Genomic DNA, 17,698 nt, shown 5'->3' on the forward strand with positions numbered 1-17,698 from the left:
TTACTAGTTACTCAAGTTGCAAGTGGAGCCACAAGGCAGTCAAAAGGCATTACCTCTAGCAGCAAAGCCTCATTGTTTTGAGTGGGACACCGTAGCATTGTATCGATCCAACACAGACAAAGTGTAGTCGCGAATGCTTGGGTAGCGTGCCCCATTCCAAAATTGGAGGGATGAAGAGTCGTATTGCGCCCCTTGTCCGCTATACCAACGGCTTGCAGTTCGGCGCACTGCCAGTGCCGGATCTCCTTCGCTCTGTTGAAACTCTTGATGCCAATACTGATTGAGTTTGAAATCAACAATTTGTAACTGCAATTGACAATCACTCAGGAACTCCTGTAGCGTGACCGTTCGCCCTAATGCTTCTTGGCTCCAGACAGGAATGTTCTCCGGCATAATTTGAGCGAGACCTGCCGCACCTGATCCAGAATGGTTTTGAATTGAGCAATCGCCGTTTGACTCCTGCCCCACGATCGCTTGCCTCAGTGCCTTTACGTGACTACTGGTTTGATTTGGCGAGGGTGAAACAGGGCGAATCGTTAATCCACCGCTACCCAAGCTAGATAAGACAGGCATTGCTAACCCAAACAGCACGATCGCCAGCACAAGGTCGAGGGTAAGATCAACAGGCTGTCTGCGATTTGCCCAAACTTTTAAGCTCATGGCTCCCACTTTCCCTGCTTCACTTTTTTGAGGTAGCGATCGATCACGGGGGCTGTAATTGATCGGTCTTCGATGCGCTGCCAGTCAGGAAGGGTATGCATCTGAGCGTGAACGTGGTCGCCCGAACAGCGTCCTGTACAGCCTTGTCCTCCGATGCCCATTCCCTCCTCGATCTGCTGACCCGATTTGATTCCAATCTCAGCCAGGTGCGCCATTCGCCACCCGTAACGACTATTTCTGCATTCGATATCCACAATGTTGCCGCCGCCCGACCCCGTTTGCAGATTGCCAGTTGTGCCTTGAAACCACGTCTTTTTAATCGTGCCCGAACAGGGTGCCGGAATCGGGACATTCCTGGTTTCGTTGCTTTGTCCAATCAGCGTGAAGTCGTATGCGCCAGGCGGTGAGTCATCCATTAGATGAGGCGCTTCAACGCGGAGTGCCCCAACTTTTTTAGCTGAGGAAGCTGGAGACAGTCTTGCCTGTGACGCTCGTTTTGTCTGAAGGTCATACCGAGGACTCCACCCCAGGAAAATGACTCCAGCAGTTAGCAATAAACCACAGATCAGCCATTCTTGAAGCCTGTCACGGTGCGATCGCGCGTAATGTTTAGCGATATTCACAATGGCGCGTTCAAGAAAATCTTCTCGAAGATAGCCATTTCGGTATTCCTTGAGCAACTGAGCGAGCAGTTCTTCATCCGTTAGCTTTGCCATAGTTCATCTCAGTTTTTCTCTACCTCATCCCCTCTGTCCGAGAGTTTGAGGCGATATTTCCGCTTGACTAACCAGTCGGGAATGAAGACCTTTGAGCCGTCTTGATGGGTACAAAACGGGGCAATCGTGCCATTGAGTAAGGGGTCATCCGCCTGTAAATCACGGGCAGAAAGATGGCGATTGTATTCAGCTTGAGTCAACCGTGACCCGGAGGCGATCGTGCCTTGACGACAATCCTTCCGCATCCAGGTTTCATCTTTCAGTTTTTCATCTTTCAACGGTGACTTCTCTTCTTCCCTGGGCTTCAAGCTTTCTGTCAGCGGTTGAGCTGCTTTTTCTACGACATCTGCTCCTTTGAAGCCCCGAAGTTCACTCCAATTGATGCGCTGCGGAATTTGAAAGTACAGCACGATGGCAGCAATTCCCACCAGCGCTAAAATTCTCATCATGGTGAAGGAGTCTCCAACTCGTCGAGCGTCACTAAGCCATCACAGTTTTTGTCTTGCGTCCCCGCGCACTGCACCGGACTTGTACTCATTGAGCCTTGCGTCATCGGTAGACCCAAATCATTACGGGGCGCAGCATTTTGTGGAATGCTATAAGTCTGAGGAAGAAGTTGACGACCGTAGCCATTTCCGCCTAAGTTACTCGACCCGGCTACCGGGCCTTGAACGCGATCGCGCTGAAACGTTACGGCAAAATCACCAGAAACTCGCGCGATATTGGCAGCAAACCACTGGGCGACATCTCCTGGCTTCGCTAAATCTCCATTCTGAGGGCTGCGCTGAGTGCCCAAGCCAACCATTCCCGGCAACACGCCCCAGCAAATGACTCCGGCTCCGACAGCAACTCCTGCCAGCCATTGAGCAGTTCCGCCAATTCCATCACTCATTGCTTATACGCTCCTTTAGGTTTGTGGTTTGATAGTGTGCCAGCAGGGTTTCCCAAACTGGCTTGAGAAATCGGGTGTAGCGCATGTCCGACGATCGCACACTGCACCCAAGCTTTTGCGCTATCTCTTTGAGCGGCGAGTTGATTTCACCTGAGACGTACTGCTCTGCCAAACTCTGCACTTCTTTTTGTCGGTCGGACGTGAAAACTTGAAGCCACCCCTCTAAATCTGGGTCTTGAGTTTCAACCTGAATCCGCACATTGAGAATATGAGCCAGATCTGACACGACCACAGTAACGGGGTCAGCGTCACCCAGTTGAACAACCGCAGGTCGATACTCGCGCTGTCGAATTTTGCGTGCCCGTTCGATTAACGGTTGACTTTCACTCTTGAGCTTGCCGACTTCATCCGTTTTGGTGGCGTTAGTGCCGAGAATGGCGATCGCTAACTGATTGCGAGTGGCTTCAGAGATGGCGGTTTCTCCAGTCGCGATCGTTTGCCCTGACAAGAGAACTTTGTGACCATAGCCGCCTCCAAATTTGAGCAGGAACCGCACAGATTCCAAGAACTTACCGTCTCTCCCACCCAGCAGCTCTATGGTTGAATCCCATTCGTCGATGACGAGCAGCCGATTGGAGCGACGCTGAATGCGACGTTTGCCTCGTTTGGCGGCTTCCTGTCCTTCGTGACGGCGATCGTCGAGTTCTTCGCGCTCCGCTTCGACAGTTGCAGCAATGGTGTCGGGTTCCATCCGGATGTATTCAACGGGCAAGCCTAACCAGTCATTGATCCAGCCATTCTCGTCGGGTTTGCCATAAGCAAGGTCACAAATGGTAAGGATGCCATCTGGGTTTTCTTCTAGCCAGTCCACGATTAATGCAAGGGTAAGAAAGGTTTTGCCACTTCCCGTGCGCCCGGTCACCCAGTTGTGCCTGGCTTTCAGAAATTTGCCAAACCAGGTGCGGTCAACGGCTAATTGTGCGATCGCGTCTTTTACTGGAACGGGCGCAGTTCTGAGATAGACAAACTTTGCGGTTCGCTTTCCAGTGAGTAATGCGACGCTGAACACAAGCTGAAGCCCCGCAGCGATAAATTGATTCGCCTGAGCGCAAAGCACCTGAATCGTTTCGGGAATGTCTTCTCGAAGCGTTTCGATATTGAGCAGGGTATCGTCTCCAATGCGAACGATCGTCAGCAGTCCAGTTTCACTCAAACAAGCTGACATTCCAGCTAGATAAAGCCAGCGATGTGAGGTTGGAACTTGCCATCGCTCGATCGCGTAGCCTGCACCATTTGCCGACTGCACTGGACGAAATCCTCCGACTTGTTCAACGTGTTGCATCGAAGCCAGCCACAATGCAGCAGCAGAGGTCAGGAGAATTCCGGCTCCGGCAACACCAATATGTCGCGCATTAAGGGGTGGGTAAGGTGACATTATTTTTATCCTCCTTACGCCGTTGCTCAGCATCGCGTAGCTGTTGCTCAAATTCAGATTCTCGAACGATTCGAGCCAGCTCTGCCAGTTCCATCAAATTTTTGGTCAGCAGCGCAGGTGAAATACGATGACGATCCGGGGCGGCTCCGGGATCAGCCCAGACGGATTGAATGGCGAGTAAAGTTGCCTTTGCGTCTCCAACGAGCGATCGGGCGATGGCAATTTGGGAAGCAGTGCCGGACAATTCTCCACCCCTTCCAACTGTTTGACGCAACTCAACTACTTGAGCATTCAACCGACGAATCAGGGACACTTGCAGCGGAGTGCCGTCTTTCTTCATCTGCTGATCTGCCAGTGATAAGAGGTAGTCTCGTCGCGCTGCATCGATCGCGGCTTGCTGTTTGTCTGCTTCTTTGAGTGATAGATCTAATAGATGATTTCGGCTGGCAACGGTCGCGTCTAGCGGTGGGGGAGGAGTTGCCGCAGCGTCAGGCGTTGCCGTTGAAGAGACACTTGGCGTTGCCGTCGGCACTGTGCTTGGGGCATTGGGCAAGACTAATCCTTTACCCTGTGGGCGATTCATCCATACACTTGAGCCAACTCCAAGCAGGATTAAAAGTCCGATCGCTGCGCCCAGTCGATAACGATTGACGGTGCGTTGCGGTAGTGGCTGACGGTATGGAATCCTTGCATCTTCTAGGGTTTCCATTTGCCGAATTAACCGAAGTAGTTCAGATTTTGGTAACTTTCCTTGCAACGTCTCCTCTAAAATCGTTTGTTCTTCATCGGTCAGCTTGCTGCTGTGTGAGGGCGCGATGGCGGGATCTCGATGACGGTCATCCTCAATGCTTGCTTCTGAAAGGGGTGCCAACGAATTGGGTACGATAGGCAACTGCAACGCTCTACGCGAGTCGGTTAAGCTTTTTGCGTGATCGCCAGTTTCAGAAGCTACGGTTTCTCTAATGGCACTCGTCATAACGCTTGCCTCTGGCTGCAATTCTTTTTTGGCGGCTGCACTTTCAGTAGGCTGCGTCTCGACGAATGCCTTATATATCTGAGTTGCTAAATCTTTTGGATTGGCAGTATCAGGAAACTTTTCACTCGTTGGATAGGAAATGAGAAATCGTTGCTTTCCGTTGCCAAATTCTTCTGTCACGATGCACCACCTCCTTTGGTGTTAGAGCGATTAGATAATCTGCACGGTCGCGATCGCAGCGGTTGCGAGAAGTCAACAGGTGTAGCGATTCATCGATCCGGTGTTGGGTGTTGAGTGCAATTTGCGCCGGGGATATCGCGGTCTGTTAGGGAATGGAGCTTACCTAGCTGCTCTGCAATTGCGACAGCTTCAGATGGCGGCAGATCGAGACGAGACAGTTGCAGTGTCAGGGCTTCGATCGGAGACAAAATTCTGCGTCGCTGTCCAACTGTTTCTAAAACGCCTGCCGTCCCGATTCCACAAAACGCTCCGATAAAGAGCATTCGTCGCCAGTTGACCTGATTCTCAAGTGTTCCAAGAACGAGCAGCATTGAGACTGCGCCTGAAATCGCTCCCACACCCAACCGGATTAAGACTTGCATTCTGCCTCCGTCGCCTGTCGCAAACTATTGAGTGGTTGAAACGCAGCTTCGATGACTTGGCGTTCTTCATCGGTAGGCGTTTGAGCCATGCGCTGAATGTGTTTCAGGCAATACTCTGGAAGGCGACGGTAAAACTCAAGTGCCATTTCTCGCCCTGTTGCGTCCAAAAGCGGCTCTAGCCAATTAGGAGAAACATTTCTCGCCCTGTTGCGTCCAAAAGCGGCTCTAGCCAATTAGGAGAAACGCCGATCGCCGCAGAGCCGTGACCATTTTCTGTTGCAGCATTTGGGACGGTGGGCGTTGCGGGACTTGAGACGATCGGCGTTGCCTCCTTTGCAACAGTAAGCGTTGCCGATTCTCGAAAAGCTTTGGCTTCTGGCGTATCAAAACTTTCGGCGAGTTTGAGCAAGCCTACGATCGTCCAGAGGGTTTTGCCTTCTGAATTGAGCCAGTGACACCCTTCTAGCAACGTTTCACCATCTCGGCTCTTACGGCTTCTGAGCGTACTTTCAGAAACGCCCAATTTATCGGCGACCTCAGCGGTTGAATAAACCTGACTGCTTGAGATTTGAGAGAGGTTGCTCATACTTATTTGCCTCCTAATTGAAAGGAAGAAGCTAACGATGCCACTGACGCTTTACAGAAAAGTAACGTCACTGGTAACGTTACTAATATACTCTTTTATACTATAGTGATAGCACTTTTGCAATTCAATGATGATGAGGTGACAAAATGTTTGCATCATGCAATCCTTGCTGTTTGATGCCCGCCAAAAACCCTAGAATTAATGTAGTCATGCCAGCGAGTCTCAAAAGAGATTTTGAAAAGCTGTGTGAGCTTGAGAACCGTTCCATGTCAAATATGTTGGTGACCTTGGCGCAAAGAGCCGTTGATGAAGCCAAAACGAAAGGACGGCTGAAAGATGAAGACAATCAAGGCGATCGCACATGAGCCAAACCATCACAAAATCCCTATCGTTTGAAGAATTCATTGATTTTGAGGACAGTGATGAACTCAACGAGTACGAGTTGGTCGATGGAAGATTAGTCCTGATGCCAGAACCCAGTGACTTACATGAGGAAATTCTCGAATTCCTATCCTTTATGTTTGAGCTTCAATACAGACGACTCAAACTGAGCTACTCAATCCGCAAGCGCAACGCTTTGATGATCGAAGGCAGCAAAGGAAGAAGACCCGATATTGCGGTTATTGAACGCCCTGAACGGCGACGGGACGATCGCAGACCCGGCATCCGAACGAAGCCTTTTATGATCGTCGAAATTGCTTCAGGCAACTGGAGTAATGATTTAGTAGACAAACAAGAGGAATACGAAGCCCTAAATATTCAGGAATACTGGATCGTAGACTGCGAAGGACAAATTCCGGCGAAGTACTGTCTGCGCGGTAAATGTAAAAAGGTGGTCGTTCTGACTCTAGAAAATGGAGCTTACCAAAAGGCTGAATACATCGAAGGTGAAACCATTCCCTGTCAAACGTTTCCTGAATTGCACCTCACCGTTGACCAGGTTTTAGCGGCTGAAGAATAGCTTGCGATCACGCTTCGCCAATCTATTTCACTGCTTAGTACGATGTTTGACATTCATCAATCAGCTAAATCGATGTGAAAACTTGGTTCCTAAGTGACGAATTCGACCTGTAAAACGACTGTGAGGGAAATAAGCATGTCTGACTCAGACCAATCAAAGCAAAAGCGTTCAAAATTGCCGAAAGTGGATACTCCGGCTCAGGCACTTCGCAAACTTCCGAAAGAAACGCCCCCTCGCCAAAAACCAGATTCGACAACCACCAAGGCATCAAGCAAAGCGTCTAAAAGTAAAGCTTCCTCCCCGATCGAGCATCCCAAAACGAGTCCAAACTTGTTTGTTGATAACTCAGCAACTCGAATGGCATCAGCACTGCCGATCTGGGAAGCCAGCAACATTCTCACTCAACGAAAGCATCTGCCCTGGGACAACGACTCAAACGGCAAACTCTACTACGCCAGAGACATCGGAGATGGGCAAGGTGCTATTCACTTTTGGGTCACTGAGAATTTAGAAGACGAACATCCCGCAACCCTTGCTGGCGCGGCCGCCTTGGCTGTCATCGACACCTTCGACATTCGGGCTGCCTGTATGCACTTGATTTATGCTGCCCATGCTGCTCAAATGGAGCGTCCGTGGGAGCAAGAACTGATCATCGACGATCGACAAATTGAAGCCTATTTAGGACTAAAAAAACGGACTGATAAAAATCAGCAAGAAAAGTTAGCTCTAATCGAAGAACTCGCAAGACAGCCTTGCAAAATCACGACGTTCATTTCGTGGGCGACCCAGGGCAGAGTCAAAGGCTTCACTGTAGAAGAAGGTCGGCTTTGGCACTTGTTGGGAACTCGATATCACTACCAGGAAGATCTGTTTGGCAACAAAGAACTGACCAATATCACTTTTGTCCTTAAAGCCGGGTTGTGGGCAAAGTATTTCTTGAACGAAGAAGGACGGCGCGATCGCACAGCATTTTATCAGCAGGGCAACTTACCCCAGGCTGTTTTAGAAAACGTAATGAGCCTGTGGCAACATCGAGAAGGCGCAGCACGCTTAATGGTCTGGCTCTTATTCAAAACTCAGTTCAATCGTCATGAGCCGCTTTATGTCCAGACTTTGATGGAAGTAGCCTACGGAACTGAGAAGATTGAGCAGGCAAAAAGTAGTCGTGAATATCGCAAAAAACTCGCAAATACATGGGATGAAGATCTATTAGCGCTGCACGATCGCGGTTGGTCAATCCAATTTGATTCAGAAGCTTACCCTGATGCAATCCGACCGCCAGGATTTGGGCGAGACGAGATGCCGCGTCCGCGAGGTTTCTTCGATCAGTTACTCACTGCTCATCTATGGATTACACCCTCCGAAGATTGGATTGCAGCCCCAGCAGAAGCATCTCACACGCCTGAAATAGCACCTGCTAATCTGCCATCACCCGAAAGCGAGGATTCCCTAACCGGAAGCCAGGTCAAAGAACTTCGACAAGCTAAGGGCTGGAGCCAGCGAAAATTAGCTAAACTGTCAGGCTTGAGTCAGGGCTTAATTTCTCTAATTGAAAATGGGGAGCGATCGATTAGTCCTGAGAATGAGCAAATTTTGAATCAAATTTTCGAGCAAATGCTTTGAAGTACAAAGCTCTTGAGGCTTTCAATCAATTTTGCAAGGTCGTTAAACCACACTGAAAGCGGGTCATGACAACAGGTGATTACAGCCAGTGATTACAAAAAACGATTACAGGTGATTACAAACTTAGCGATCGGGCGTTGTCTACTCTGCACTAACTACAGAGCCTCTTTTAGGCACTTCTAGCAGCGAGTTGGGAAATTATTTAGTCTAAATTTAGTAATCAAACCCGTAGAACATTACCTGTGTAGGATAGCTAGAAGCTTTGCACATAGAGGCTTTAGCCCTGATTACATAGCATTCTAGAACCCTACCCTCGCTTTCGCGTGATTACAAATATTTTCTAGAACCTCTACCCCGATCGCAGCGATTACAAAACATTCTAGAACCTTACCCCCATTTTTCTAAAACCTTACCCCCATTTCTCTAGAACCCCACCCCCGTTCTTCTGGAACCCTACCCCCGTTTCTCCAAGATCACATTCCTAAGCACTCTAGAACCCCACCCCCAAAAATTCTAGAACCCTACCCCCAAAGACTCTAGAACCCTACCCCCAAGAAAGTAACTTTCTCATCGAATCGTCAAGGCTTTGAGGATTACAAGGAGCGATTACTGTAATCAAATTGATTACAAGATCACTTGATCCTGAAGCCTGATAACCTTTTGGCGTTTGTTATAACTAATCACGATCAGAGAGTGATCGCCTCATAACAAAACGTGATCTAATCGTGACAACAGCGCCATGACCCAATCAAGGCAAATTTCAGGTTTCAGTTGCAATCAATGTAAGGAGGAAGTATGAACCCGATCTCTTCGAGTTACCCGCAAGGGGTCGTATCTTCCTCAAGCGGCTACGTTCAAGAGTGGGCAGATAGTTTTCTCGCACTCTTTCCCCATCGCTATGACTACATCTGGGCAGAGCATCCTAACCCTGGTGCCAAAGTCGAGTGGAAGACCGAAACTCGTCACCCTTTGTCAGATCGCCTCATTCACCAAGGCAGCTATCTCTACGGCATTCGCTTCGGCGCACAAACTCGTTACGGTCTCCTCGACATCGACGCAGGCAGCGCCTATCATCCCACTCGTGACCCCTTCGCCATCTCTCGCATCGTCGCCGCCCTGGAACCCTTGGGACTCGTTCGCCACATCACTTGCACCTCAAGCTACAGCGGTGGGTTGCATTTGTACTTTCCCTTTCCCAATGCCCAAAGTAGCTGGCAACTTGCGATCGCCCTCGCCACCCTGCTCGAAAACGCCGGATTCAAACTCAACCCCGGACAGCTCGAAGTCTTCCCCAATCCCAAACCCTACCTTGTCGAAGGGACTCCCAGCCTTTTCAATGCCCATCGCTTGCCCCTTCAAGCAGGTTCCTATCTACTTAACAGTGAGTTTCAGCCTATCTGGAGTACCCAGCAAGTCTTTGTCGAACAATGGAGCTTCACCCAAAATTGCAATGACTTAGATACGAAGCTCCTGAAGCAAATTCTCAAACAAGCCAAGCGCAAGTTCTTTCGTATCTCCGGCAAAGCCGACAAGTTCATCAACGACCTCAACGCTGAAATCGAACTCGGTTGGACAGGACGCGGACAAACCAATCGACTGTTGGGACGGATCACGATGCGATCGTACATCTTCCAGCACATTCTTTCTGGCGGCAAGCCGCTTGAAGGACTGGCACTGATCGAAGAGATCGTCGAAACTGCCAAATCACTTCCTGGCTATCAAGAGTGGTGTCAGCATCAACATGAGATCGAACATCGCGCCGCAGAATGGGCAACATGCATTGAGAACAGTCGCTACTTCCACTACGGCGACCCCAACGGAAAGTTCAAAGCCAAGTCTGAGAAACTAGAACAAGCGAACACTACGTTGCGCGAAGCGTGCGAGCAAGCTCCTACCTGGAACCAGCAGCGATCGCAGTTAACCAGAAACCGAATTAGAAGTGCGATCGCTGACCTTCTCGAAACTGGATTGCTTCCTTCTAACGCCACCGCCCGATTCAAAGCATTACTGGAATACAAAATTGGTGGCGGTTCTCTGTATCGTCACCGTGACCTCTGGCATCCCAGCTACCTGACAGAAACCGCCGAAGACTTCATAAAATCAGACGAGCAGCCAGATTGCGCTTTGGACGCAACCGACTGCTCCAGTCTTACAAGCTTATTACCTGATGCTGATGGTAATCACACTTCCAGTAATGGTTCTAGCGATTCTGTTGCTCCGGAGCAAGGGGTAGTAGATGGTAATGTCTCATCAGAGGGTGGGTCTGCGTCTTTGCAAGGGGTGCAGTTTGTTCAACAGACGCTAGCGGAGATTCAGGCACAGCGATCGGCGCAACGTGAAGCCGCTCAAATCGCTTCGCAACATCAGCAACAAATTAAGCGAGAAGTCTCAAATGCCAAGCTAGTTGCTCGAATGCAGCAGTTTCTTGCCTCTGGTGACCCGATTCTGGTGGCGGAGGCGCTGGCGTGGGCAGACATCAATCCCGGTGTGCTAGATATCTCAAGTCATTCCCTCCAAAACTCTTCTCAAGCGGCAATTGAAGTAGAGGGTGAACGTCATAGCTCTGAGAACGACGTGGGATAATGCAGGAGAACTGAAGTCTCAAATGCCAAGCTAGTTGCTCGAATGCAGCAGTTTCTTGCCTCTGGTGACCCGATTCTGGTGGCGGAGGCGCTGGCGTGGGCAGACATCAATCCCGGTGTGCTAGATATCTCAAGTCATTCCCTCCAAAACTCTTCTCAAGCGGCAATTGAAGTAGAGGGTGAACGTCATAGCTCTGAGAACGACGTGGGATAATGCAGGAGAACTCTACGGTCTGGATGCAATGGCGAATGCTCGTGGTTTTGGTCTCCCACGCTCGGTCAAACGCAAGGCAAGTCCTTCTCAGCAGCAGGTTAGCTGGCAAGGGATGCCGAATCTTGACTTGGAGACGCGCACACGGATGTGGCAGGTGGGCTTGTTGAAGTTGCAGCTACCAGAGGGCATCAAGGCACGATCCCTCACTTCAGGCGAAAAACAGTGGCTCGATGCAGCGGCAAAGGCTGAGTACCTCGCACCAGAGCAAAATGGGCAACGGGCAATCTTCTACACCTCTCCACCGCCCGATTTTCGACTGGAAGCCGCAGATTGGTATCTTCGCCCTAATGACTTTTGGAACTATGATCCGGTTCTGCTTCGAGACATGATGACGCAATTTCCAGCCGAACTGTTTCAGCTTTCTGCGTCGGGTCAACCACCTGCGTTTTATCCCGATCGCACCCCTGATTACACAGACGCGCAAGAAGCGGTGATGCGATCGATCTTCCGGGAGACGATACGCATTGGCTGGTCGTTACCTCAGTACAAGTGGTTTGTGATGGAACAGTTGCGGAAGACGACAGCGCAAGTCACGCACGAGGATGCAGTTCAAGTGTTGGCACAGTTGCAACAGATGGACGACGAGACAGAAGATTGATTTCGTTTTCTTGTCGGTTGATGGATGGAACAAGAAAAATTTGGTTTTAGAAGCCGCCTTGACGATCGCCCCTTCTGGTGTCTGTTATTAAATCTGAGTTAGGCTATGGGCAACCTGATTTGCGGTGTAAAACGATACTTCTTTGAAGGAAGGGGTAAAGAGTGAAGCAATTGCACTAAAAGAAGCCTTGAGGACACAGCCTGATCATGCTCAATGAGGCGGATACCTGCCGGAAATACGTTCTGCCGAAGCTGAAAGACTGGGAAGAAAGCTCTCAGCATTCTCATTTGTTTACGGAGCAGTATGCGATCGATGCGGGTCGAATTTTGACCACTGGTGGACGGACTCGACGGCGGCGCAAGAAGTTTGCAGACTACTTGCTTTGCTACACTCGTGATTTTCCCTTGGCAGTCATCGAAGCGAAACGTCGGCGCGGGACATCATGCAGAATAGTTCCTTCGAGGATGCGTGCTTTTGTTGAATGCATGACTATCTTTCCACCCTCAAAAAGTAGGGACGCAATCTGTTGAATGCGTTGAAGTAAGTATTTCTAGAACAATCCATTTTCCTTCTCTTTAGCCTGAGTAATTGCTGACGCTGGTAAAATATCAAAAAGGAAGAAGTAGATAGATGAGTGGAAGTGGAGGCGGTGGTGGATACGAATATCAGGCAAGAGCAACAGCCTACGTTGCTGTACACATCTTGACTGAGCAGAAATTGGATTGGATTGACCACCCAGATGATTTACCTATTGCTGTTGCAGAAGAAACTGACGGACCTGGAGATGATCTCAACATTACTCTTCAAGATGACACAACAATAGAACTACAAGCTAAACACGGTCTACAGAAAGGCAAACTCTGGGAACCAATTATCAAACTAGCTCAAGGGCTACAGCAAAATCCTTTGCTCCACGGCATTCTACTGACTGACTCTACAGCAAGCGGAATTATTAAGGATGAGTTGCGTGAAGATCTCAAACGACTTGGACAAGGACGGACAGATGGATTGAAGCAAATTACTCAAGAACTTCAGCAGAAACTCGCTGAGGCGGATATTTCTAACGATCCGGGCTTGTTTAAACGACTTTCAATCCGTGTTCTTGATCTTGATGATGGATTACAAAACTCAGAGTCTGCATGTAGGTTGCTTTCGCAGGTTTTAGAGACCCAGAATCAAGCTAGTCTAGCCTGGAAAGTCCTTTGGGGAGAAGGGCTGAAGCTAATTACTAACAAAGGTCGTCGTGATGCCGCAGGATGGGCGCAACTACTGAGTGGCAATTCTATTCAATTGTCCACTACAAGAAAAAATCCGGCTATTATCGCTGAAATTCATAGAGACTGGCTTCGAGCAACTACGACCCATCTGATCGTGCCAGGAATTAGAGAAAAACTTTCAATCGAAAGCGATTGGCTTCCACTAAAAGCGCGACAGCGTAGCAGAGAGCAGGAGCCTTTCAGAGCAGAGTTTATTCCTGAACTTAACCGTCTAAGTGTTGTAGTAGGTGAACCTGGTAGCGGAAAAAGTACTCTAACTCAGTATTTAGCGCATCGTTTATCTGGCTTCGGAAAAACAGTTCTACGAGTGCGACTTACATCCGTTCGCAAGTTATTGTGCAGCAACTCGTTTGGAGAAGCGATTCTAAAAGATGCTACCAGTAATTCTTCCCTTAGCTTAGAGCAGACACAGTTTGCGATCGGCACTCCTGATTATCTACTCGCTGATGGGTTAGATGAATGTGAGGACGATCGATCGACCATAGCAGATCAACTAAATGCTTGGGCGGGCGGCCACTCTACAACTAAAATTACTGTCACAACTCGTATCGGTTATGAGCCAGAGTGTCTTCCTAATTGGCAACTTTTAGAACTCTTACCTTTGGAAAGTTCTGATATTCTCAAATTTGCTAAACGACTACTGGGAGACGCATCAAACGAAACTGAGTTCCAAAATTGGCTTCAAACCAGTAGAACGATATCGCTTGCATCAAAAAATCCTTTGTTGCTGGGGTTCTTGATTCAGATCTTTCAAGGGCAGGCTGAACCGATTCAGAATCGTGCAAAGCTCTATGAAAAAATTATAGAACTTGCTTGCAAGCGCCCTCTACAAGATAGAGAGTCAATCGCCCTCAAGGAGCCAACTGCAAAACGTATTCTTGAGATAGTAGGGTGGGAACTGCTACATAGACCTACCTGCTCAGAAAGTGACCTTAGAAATGCTGTGGGTAAACAATTAGAAGATGATTTAGAAATCAGCTTACTAAAAGCGCAAAATTATGCAGAAGACGGGTTAAGTTTCTGGGAACAGCGTCGCATCTTTGAGCGCATCAGGATTGGGTGTGATGATGTAATTGCCTTCATTCATCGCACAATAGGCGAGTATGCCGCAGCACGTTATGCTTATGGGATGGATGCTGAGAGCTTCTGCCAATGGGTAACAGGAGTTAGCCAAAATCCTACATGGGAGGAATCCATCTTATTTGCTGCTGAATTGGGCGCGACAGCAACAATCGTTCACCATCTTCTCAAACTAGATAATCAAAGCATAACTAATTCAAAGGAGATTGTATTAGCTGCAAAAGTGCTGCAAAAAGATATCAATCCTCAACCTGAACTAATAGAGGCAGTCGTTAATCGGCTACAGCATGGGTTAGAATCATCCACACGCTCTATAGTGTTTGAGTCAGCCGAGTCATTAGTTGGTTTATCTCAACAAGCCCCAAGCCTGATTGGTAAAGTTGGACAATCATTGTTTAGACATTCTCAGTCTTGGACAAGGTTAGCTGCAATCAGGTTGTCTCTTGCTTCCGGCGACAAATATGTTGATATAGTCACATTGGAAGAACAAATAGACACTCTTATTTCTGAAGCAGAGCAAAATACTGTTCGAGATAAAACGAGGTCGAAGCAGTTTAATCCATTTGGAAAGTTTTCAATAATGGGAGACTTTCAGAGTCAAACTTTAGTTCAAGGTTTCGGATTTCTACTAAGGAAAAAGCCAAACCTTGAAACTGCTGAACGCATAAAGACAACCATCTCTCAAGGGCGGATAAACAGTGGAACTGATGGATTGCTAAAAAGCCTTGTTATGGAAACGTGGAAAGAAACTCTAGAAAAGCTGAAAGACAAAAAAGCTGAAAGTGATTTAAAGCAAGAGATGGAAGCATTTCAGATAGTAGATCATCTACTGAGAGATTTATGTCCTCTTGATAAGTTTCTTAAAGATGTTGGGAACCCAAGACTAAAAGCAAAGGAACTTCTGGAAAAAGTAAAGTATGGGCAACATACGAAAGGTTCTGAACAAGTATTTCTAGAAGCAGTTCTTCGGGTTGTAGAACATACTTCAATATCACCATTACCAGAAATTCCACAGGAATTTCCTCTTCTAGGTGTCCTTTTTCAAGGTATGAACTGTTGGAAGGTAACTACTAAAGCGTGGAATGCTATAGAACAATGCGAAGACTCAGATGCAGTTGATGCTGTACTTAAGGGTGCGATCGCCGCGATGGATCTTGACTCTCAGGGATTAGCAGACGAAGCAACCTTGCTTTTAGCACAAATTTGCTGCAAGGGTAACTTAGACGAAATTGAAGCCGCATTGATCCAGGTGAATAACTGGGATAGATTTAGATGGGCTTATGAGCAGCTTATAGAAAAAACACAGGGTATCTTCATGCGTATTCCTAAAGTGCCTGCTAATCCAAAGTGGGAGCGCGTAAAAGAGATCGAGATTTCTATACAAACACTGAATGATGCGTTAGACCATCCTTCAGAACTTATTTGGTACAATGCTGCTCTAATTCTTGCTCAGAAGATTGGAGAGGAGCAAACCAACGAAATTCTGAGGAGCAAAAAACTTATCTCGTAAAGATTTGGTAGATAGCTCTTCCATCTATTGCTAGACAAAATTAAATTATCAGCTACCTTAACGATTTTCAGACTAAGGTAAATGATCTTAAGCGAATGCAGCCTAAGACAGAAACCAAATAAGCTCAATATTTTACTGGTCTCCATCCCGGATGAAGGCTGTAAGGAAAAGTTGTAGGGCAACTTAAAACTGCTCTTTGGAATTCTTTTAACAATACTTCGGACAAAATTTGAGCAGATTTTCCGGCTCAAACCCTGACTCGCTCGTGGAACGGGATCTTATTTTCAAAGTCAGGAATAGAGCCAACTGTGAAAAAATAGCTCAATGCTGGAACCGTAAGCCCTGAAAGCCTTTTAGAATCGTTCAAAAAACTGTCCGAAGTATTGTTTTAAGCGATCGCTCATCCACCGCACAACTATCGGATCGCTCCTTCGCACCAGCGCATCATTCATCAATGACTAATTTCTTGTCGGTAAAAAGCTCGATCGACCAGAAAATCTACCTGTATTCTTGTCTGTACAAATTCCAGCCGACAAGAAACCGTGAGTGAACACCTCCTTGCAGAACGAGAACGCCTTCTGACCCTCATCACCGAGATCAGAAACTCTGGCGCGATCGCTCCTGCAAATGTCTGGATCAGTCCCAACTTCCAAACCAAAGGCGGCAAAACCTACGAATACTACAAACTCACCAGCACCAACCCCGAAGTCAAACATCAAGGCTTAGGAAAGATGGGCAGTGAGAAGTACCGCGACTGGTTCGCCAGAATTCAACGACGAAACGCGATTTACGAACTCGAACACCAACTATCGATGCTGCAAGCGTTGCTCGATCGACAAGCCGCGATCGTCCTGGAACTTCCTCGATCAGAGCGCGAGTCAAGCTAAATTCGAGAGATACAATAGTACAATTGTGTCACTCTCCATTCAAGCCCGGAATTAATGCGCCGAGATTCTATTTTCTACCGCTTGTTTGCTCAATCTCCAACCCTACTCTTTGAGTTGTTAGAATCGCCACCCAGCAACGCCCGTGACTATCGCTTTGATTCCGTTGCGGTGAAAGAACCGAAGTTTGAAATGGATGGCGTGTTTTTGCCGCCAGAGACAGAAAGCCCTGGAATCGTCTACTTTGCTGAAGTTCAGTTCCAAAAGGACGAAAAACTATACGAGCGGATGTTTGGTGAAGCATTTTTGTACTTTTACCGAAATCGTGCCCGCTTTTCTGACTGGCAAGCCGTGGTGATTTATCCTTCTCGCAGCACTGAGCAAACTAATTCTCATCCTTATCGCGCACTGCTCAACAGCGATCAGCTACATCGCATCTATCTGAACGAGCTAGGCGAACTTCGTCAATTGCCATTAGGAGTTGCATTGATGGTGCTGACGACCTTGAATCAGAATCAAGCCCCATCAGAAGCACGATATCTCCTGGCTCAATCTCAGCAACAAGGGATGGAATCAGAGGTGAGTCGCTTCATAATGGAGATGGTGATTACAATCATGTCGTACAAGTTCGGTTCTTTAAGTCGAGAAGAGGTAGAAGCGATGCTAGATATTACATTCCAAGAAACACGGGTTTATCGGGAACTGCGAGAAGAACTGACAGAAGAAGTGACAGAAAGAGCGAAAACAGAAGAAGCACTGAAGCTTGTTTCGCGGATGCTTACTCGTCGATTGAAACAAGAACTTTCTGAGGAAACGCGATCGCAGATCACCGCCCTGCCTCTGTCGCAATTGGAAGAACTGGGTGAGGCTTTGGTAGATTTTGAGCAACTGAACGACTTGACAACCTGGCTGGAGCAGCATTCGGTCTAGCTGAGAATCAAGATCAACATAAATCAATCCTGCTGTTTGGAATGGATGTAGCGGTAATAAGGGCCTATCCGAAAACCATAAAATCTGTGAGATGATGAAGGCAAGCGAGTTT

General features: G+C 47.9%; 18 protein-coding genes and 1 pseudogene. 10 read left to right on the top strand and 9 right to left on the bottom strand.

Going from position 1 to position 17,698, the window contains the following annotated elements:
- Positions 1–69: 69 nt before the first annotated feature.
- The 9 genes from ACJ2PR_RS13035 to ACJ2PR_RS13075 form a co-directional block, all read right to left on the bottom strand.
- Positions 70–660: a lytic transglycosylase domain-containing protein gene (locus tag ACJ2PR_RS13035; RefSeq protein WP_446868466.1), complete on the bottom strand. Its 591-nt coding sequence runs from the start codon at positions 658–660 to the stop codon at positions 70–72.
- Positions 657–1,376, bottom strand: a complete 720-nt coding sequence (locus tag ACJ2PR_RS13040) for a M23 family metallopeptidase (RefSeq protein ID WP_446868465.1) — start codon at positions 1,374–1,376, stop codon at positions 657–659. The genes ACJ2PR_RS13035 and ACJ2PR_RS13040 overlap by 4 nt, the downstream gene beginning before the upstream one ends.
- An 8-nt stretch (positions 1,377–1,384) precedes the next feature.
- On the bottom strand, positions 1,385–1,825 hold the full coding sequence (locus ACJ2PR_RS13045; RefSeq protein WP_446868464.1) for a hypothetical protein: 441 nt from the start codon (positions 1,823–1,825) through the stop codon (positions 1,385–1,387).
- Complete coding sequence (locus tag ACJ2PR_RS13050) at positions 1,822–2,268, bottom strand: hypothetical protein (protein ID WP_446868463.1); 447 nt, start codon at positions 2,266–2,268, stop codon at positions 1,822–1,824. Before ACJ2PR_RS13050 ends, ACJ2PR_RS13045 begins: the two co-directional genes overlap by 4 nt.
- Complete coding sequence (locus ACJ2PR_RS13055; RefSeq protein WP_446877311.1) at positions 2,261–3,703, bottom strand: AAA family ATPase; 1,443 nt, start codon at positions 3,701–3,703, stop codon at positions 2,261–2,263. The genes ACJ2PR_RS13050 and ACJ2PR_RS13055 overlap by 8 nt, the downstream gene beginning before the upstream one ends.
- Positions 3,681–4,859: a hypothetical protein gene (locus ACJ2PR_RS13060; RefSeq protein ID WP_446877312.1), complete on the bottom strand. Its 1,179-nt coding sequence runs from the start codon at positions 4,857–4,859 to the stop codon at positions 3,681–3,683. Before ACJ2PR_RS13060 ends, ACJ2PR_RS13055 begins: the two co-directional genes overlap by 23 nt.
- A gap of 89 nt (positions 4,860–4,948) precedes the next feature.
- Entirely contained in the window at positions 4,949–5,281 is a 333-nt protein-coding gene (locus ACJ2PR_RS13065; protein WP_446877313.1) for a hypothetical protein, read from the bottom strand.
- Positions 5,269–5,427 carry a hypothetical protein gene (locus tag ACJ2PR_RS13070; RefSeq protein WP_446877314.1) on the bottom strand — a complete coding sequence of 53 codons (159 nt, stop codon included), beginning with the start codon at positions 5,425–5,427 and terminating at the stop codon, positions 5,269–5,271. Before ACJ2PR_RS13070 ends, ACJ2PR_RS13065 begins: the two co-directional genes overlap by 13 nt.
- 29 nt (positions 5,428–5,456) lie before the next feature.
- Positions 5,457–5,867: a hypothetical protein gene (locus ACJ2PR_RS13075; RefSeq protein WP_446877315.1), complete on the bottom strand. Its 411-nt coding sequence runs from the start codon at positions 5,865–5,867 to the stop codon at positions 5,457–5,459.
- A gap of 146 nt (positions 5,868–6,013) precedes the next feature.
- On the opposite strand from ACJ2PR_RS13075, the gene ACJ2PR_RS13080 reads away from it, so the two are divergent.
- From ACJ2PR_RS13080 to ACJ2PR_RS13125, 10 genes and pseudogenes are all read left to right on the top strand, one after another.
- The gene (locus tag ACJ2PR_RS13080) at positions 6,014–6,232 is read left to right on the top strand and encodes a ribbon-helix-helix domain-containing protein (RefSeq protein WP_446877316.1); all 219 of its coding nucleotides are present in this window, start codon (positions 6,014–6,016) and stop codon (positions 6,230–6,232) included.
- On the top strand, positions 6,229–6,828 hold the full coding sequence (locus ACJ2PR_RS13085) for a Uma2 family endonuclease (RefSeq protein ID WP_446877317.1): 600 nt from the start codon (positions 6,229–6,231) through the stop codon (positions 6,826–6,828). Before ACJ2PR_RS13080 ends, ACJ2PR_RS13085 begins: the two co-directional genes overlap by 4 nt.
- Before the next feature lie 135 nt (positions 6,829–6,963).
- Entirely contained in the window at positions 6,964–8,451 is a 1,488-nt protein-coding gene (locus ACJ2PR_RS13090) for a helix-turn-helix domain-containing protein (RefSeq protein WP_446877318.1), read from the top strand.
- Positions 8,452–9,246: 795 nt separating this feature from the next.
- Positions 9,247–11,034 (top strand): hypothetical protein, encoded by a 1,788-nt coding sequence (locus ACJ2PR_RS13095; protein ID WP_446877319.1) that lies wholly within the window; start codon positions 9,247–9,249, stop codon positions 11,032–11,034.
- Positions 11,035–11,076: 42 nt separating this feature from the next.
- A complete protein-coding gene (locus ACJ2PR_RS13100; RefSeq protein WP_446877320.1) occupies positions 11,077–11,247 on the top strand; it encodes a hypothetical protein in 171 nt (56 codons plus the stop codon).
- Positions 11,213–11,905, top strand: coding sequence for a hypothetical protein (locus ACJ2PR_RS13105; RefSeq protein ID WP_446877321.1), 693 nt, complete (start codon positions 11,213–11,215; stop codon positions 11,903–11,905). Before ACJ2PR_RS13100 ends, ACJ2PR_RS13105 begins: the two co-directional genes overlap by 35 nt.
- Positions 11,906–12,111: 206 nt before the next feature.
- A pseudogene (locus ACJ2PR_RS13110) lies at positions 12,112–12,336 on the top strand (hypothetical protein); the annotation flags it as partial.
- Between the two features lie 199 nt (positions 12,337–12,535).
- The gene (locus ACJ2PR_RS13115; protein WP_446877322.1) at positions 12,536–15,772 is read left to right on the top strand and encodes an NACHT domain-containing protein; all 3,237 of its coding nucleotides are present in this window, start codon (positions 12,536–12,538) and stop codon (positions 15,770–15,772) included.
- A gap of 542 nt (positions 15,773–16,314) precedes the next feature.
- On the top strand, positions 16,315–16,659 hold the full coding sequence (locus ACJ2PR_RS13120) for a hypothetical protein (RefSeq protein ID WP_446877323.1): 345 nt from the start codon (positions 16,315–16,317) through the stop codon (positions 16,657–16,659).
- A 54-nt stretch (positions 16,660–16,713) separates the two neighbouring features.
- Complete coding sequence (locus ACJ2PR_RS13125) at positions 16,714–17,586, top strand: Rpn family recombination-promoting nuclease/putative transposase (RefSeq protein ID WP_446877324.1); 873 nt, start codon at positions 16,714–16,716, stop codon at positions 17,584–17,586.
- Positions 17,587–17,698: the final 112 nt, after the last annotated feature.

This window comes from Phormidesmis sp. 146-33 (assembly GCF_052939515.1).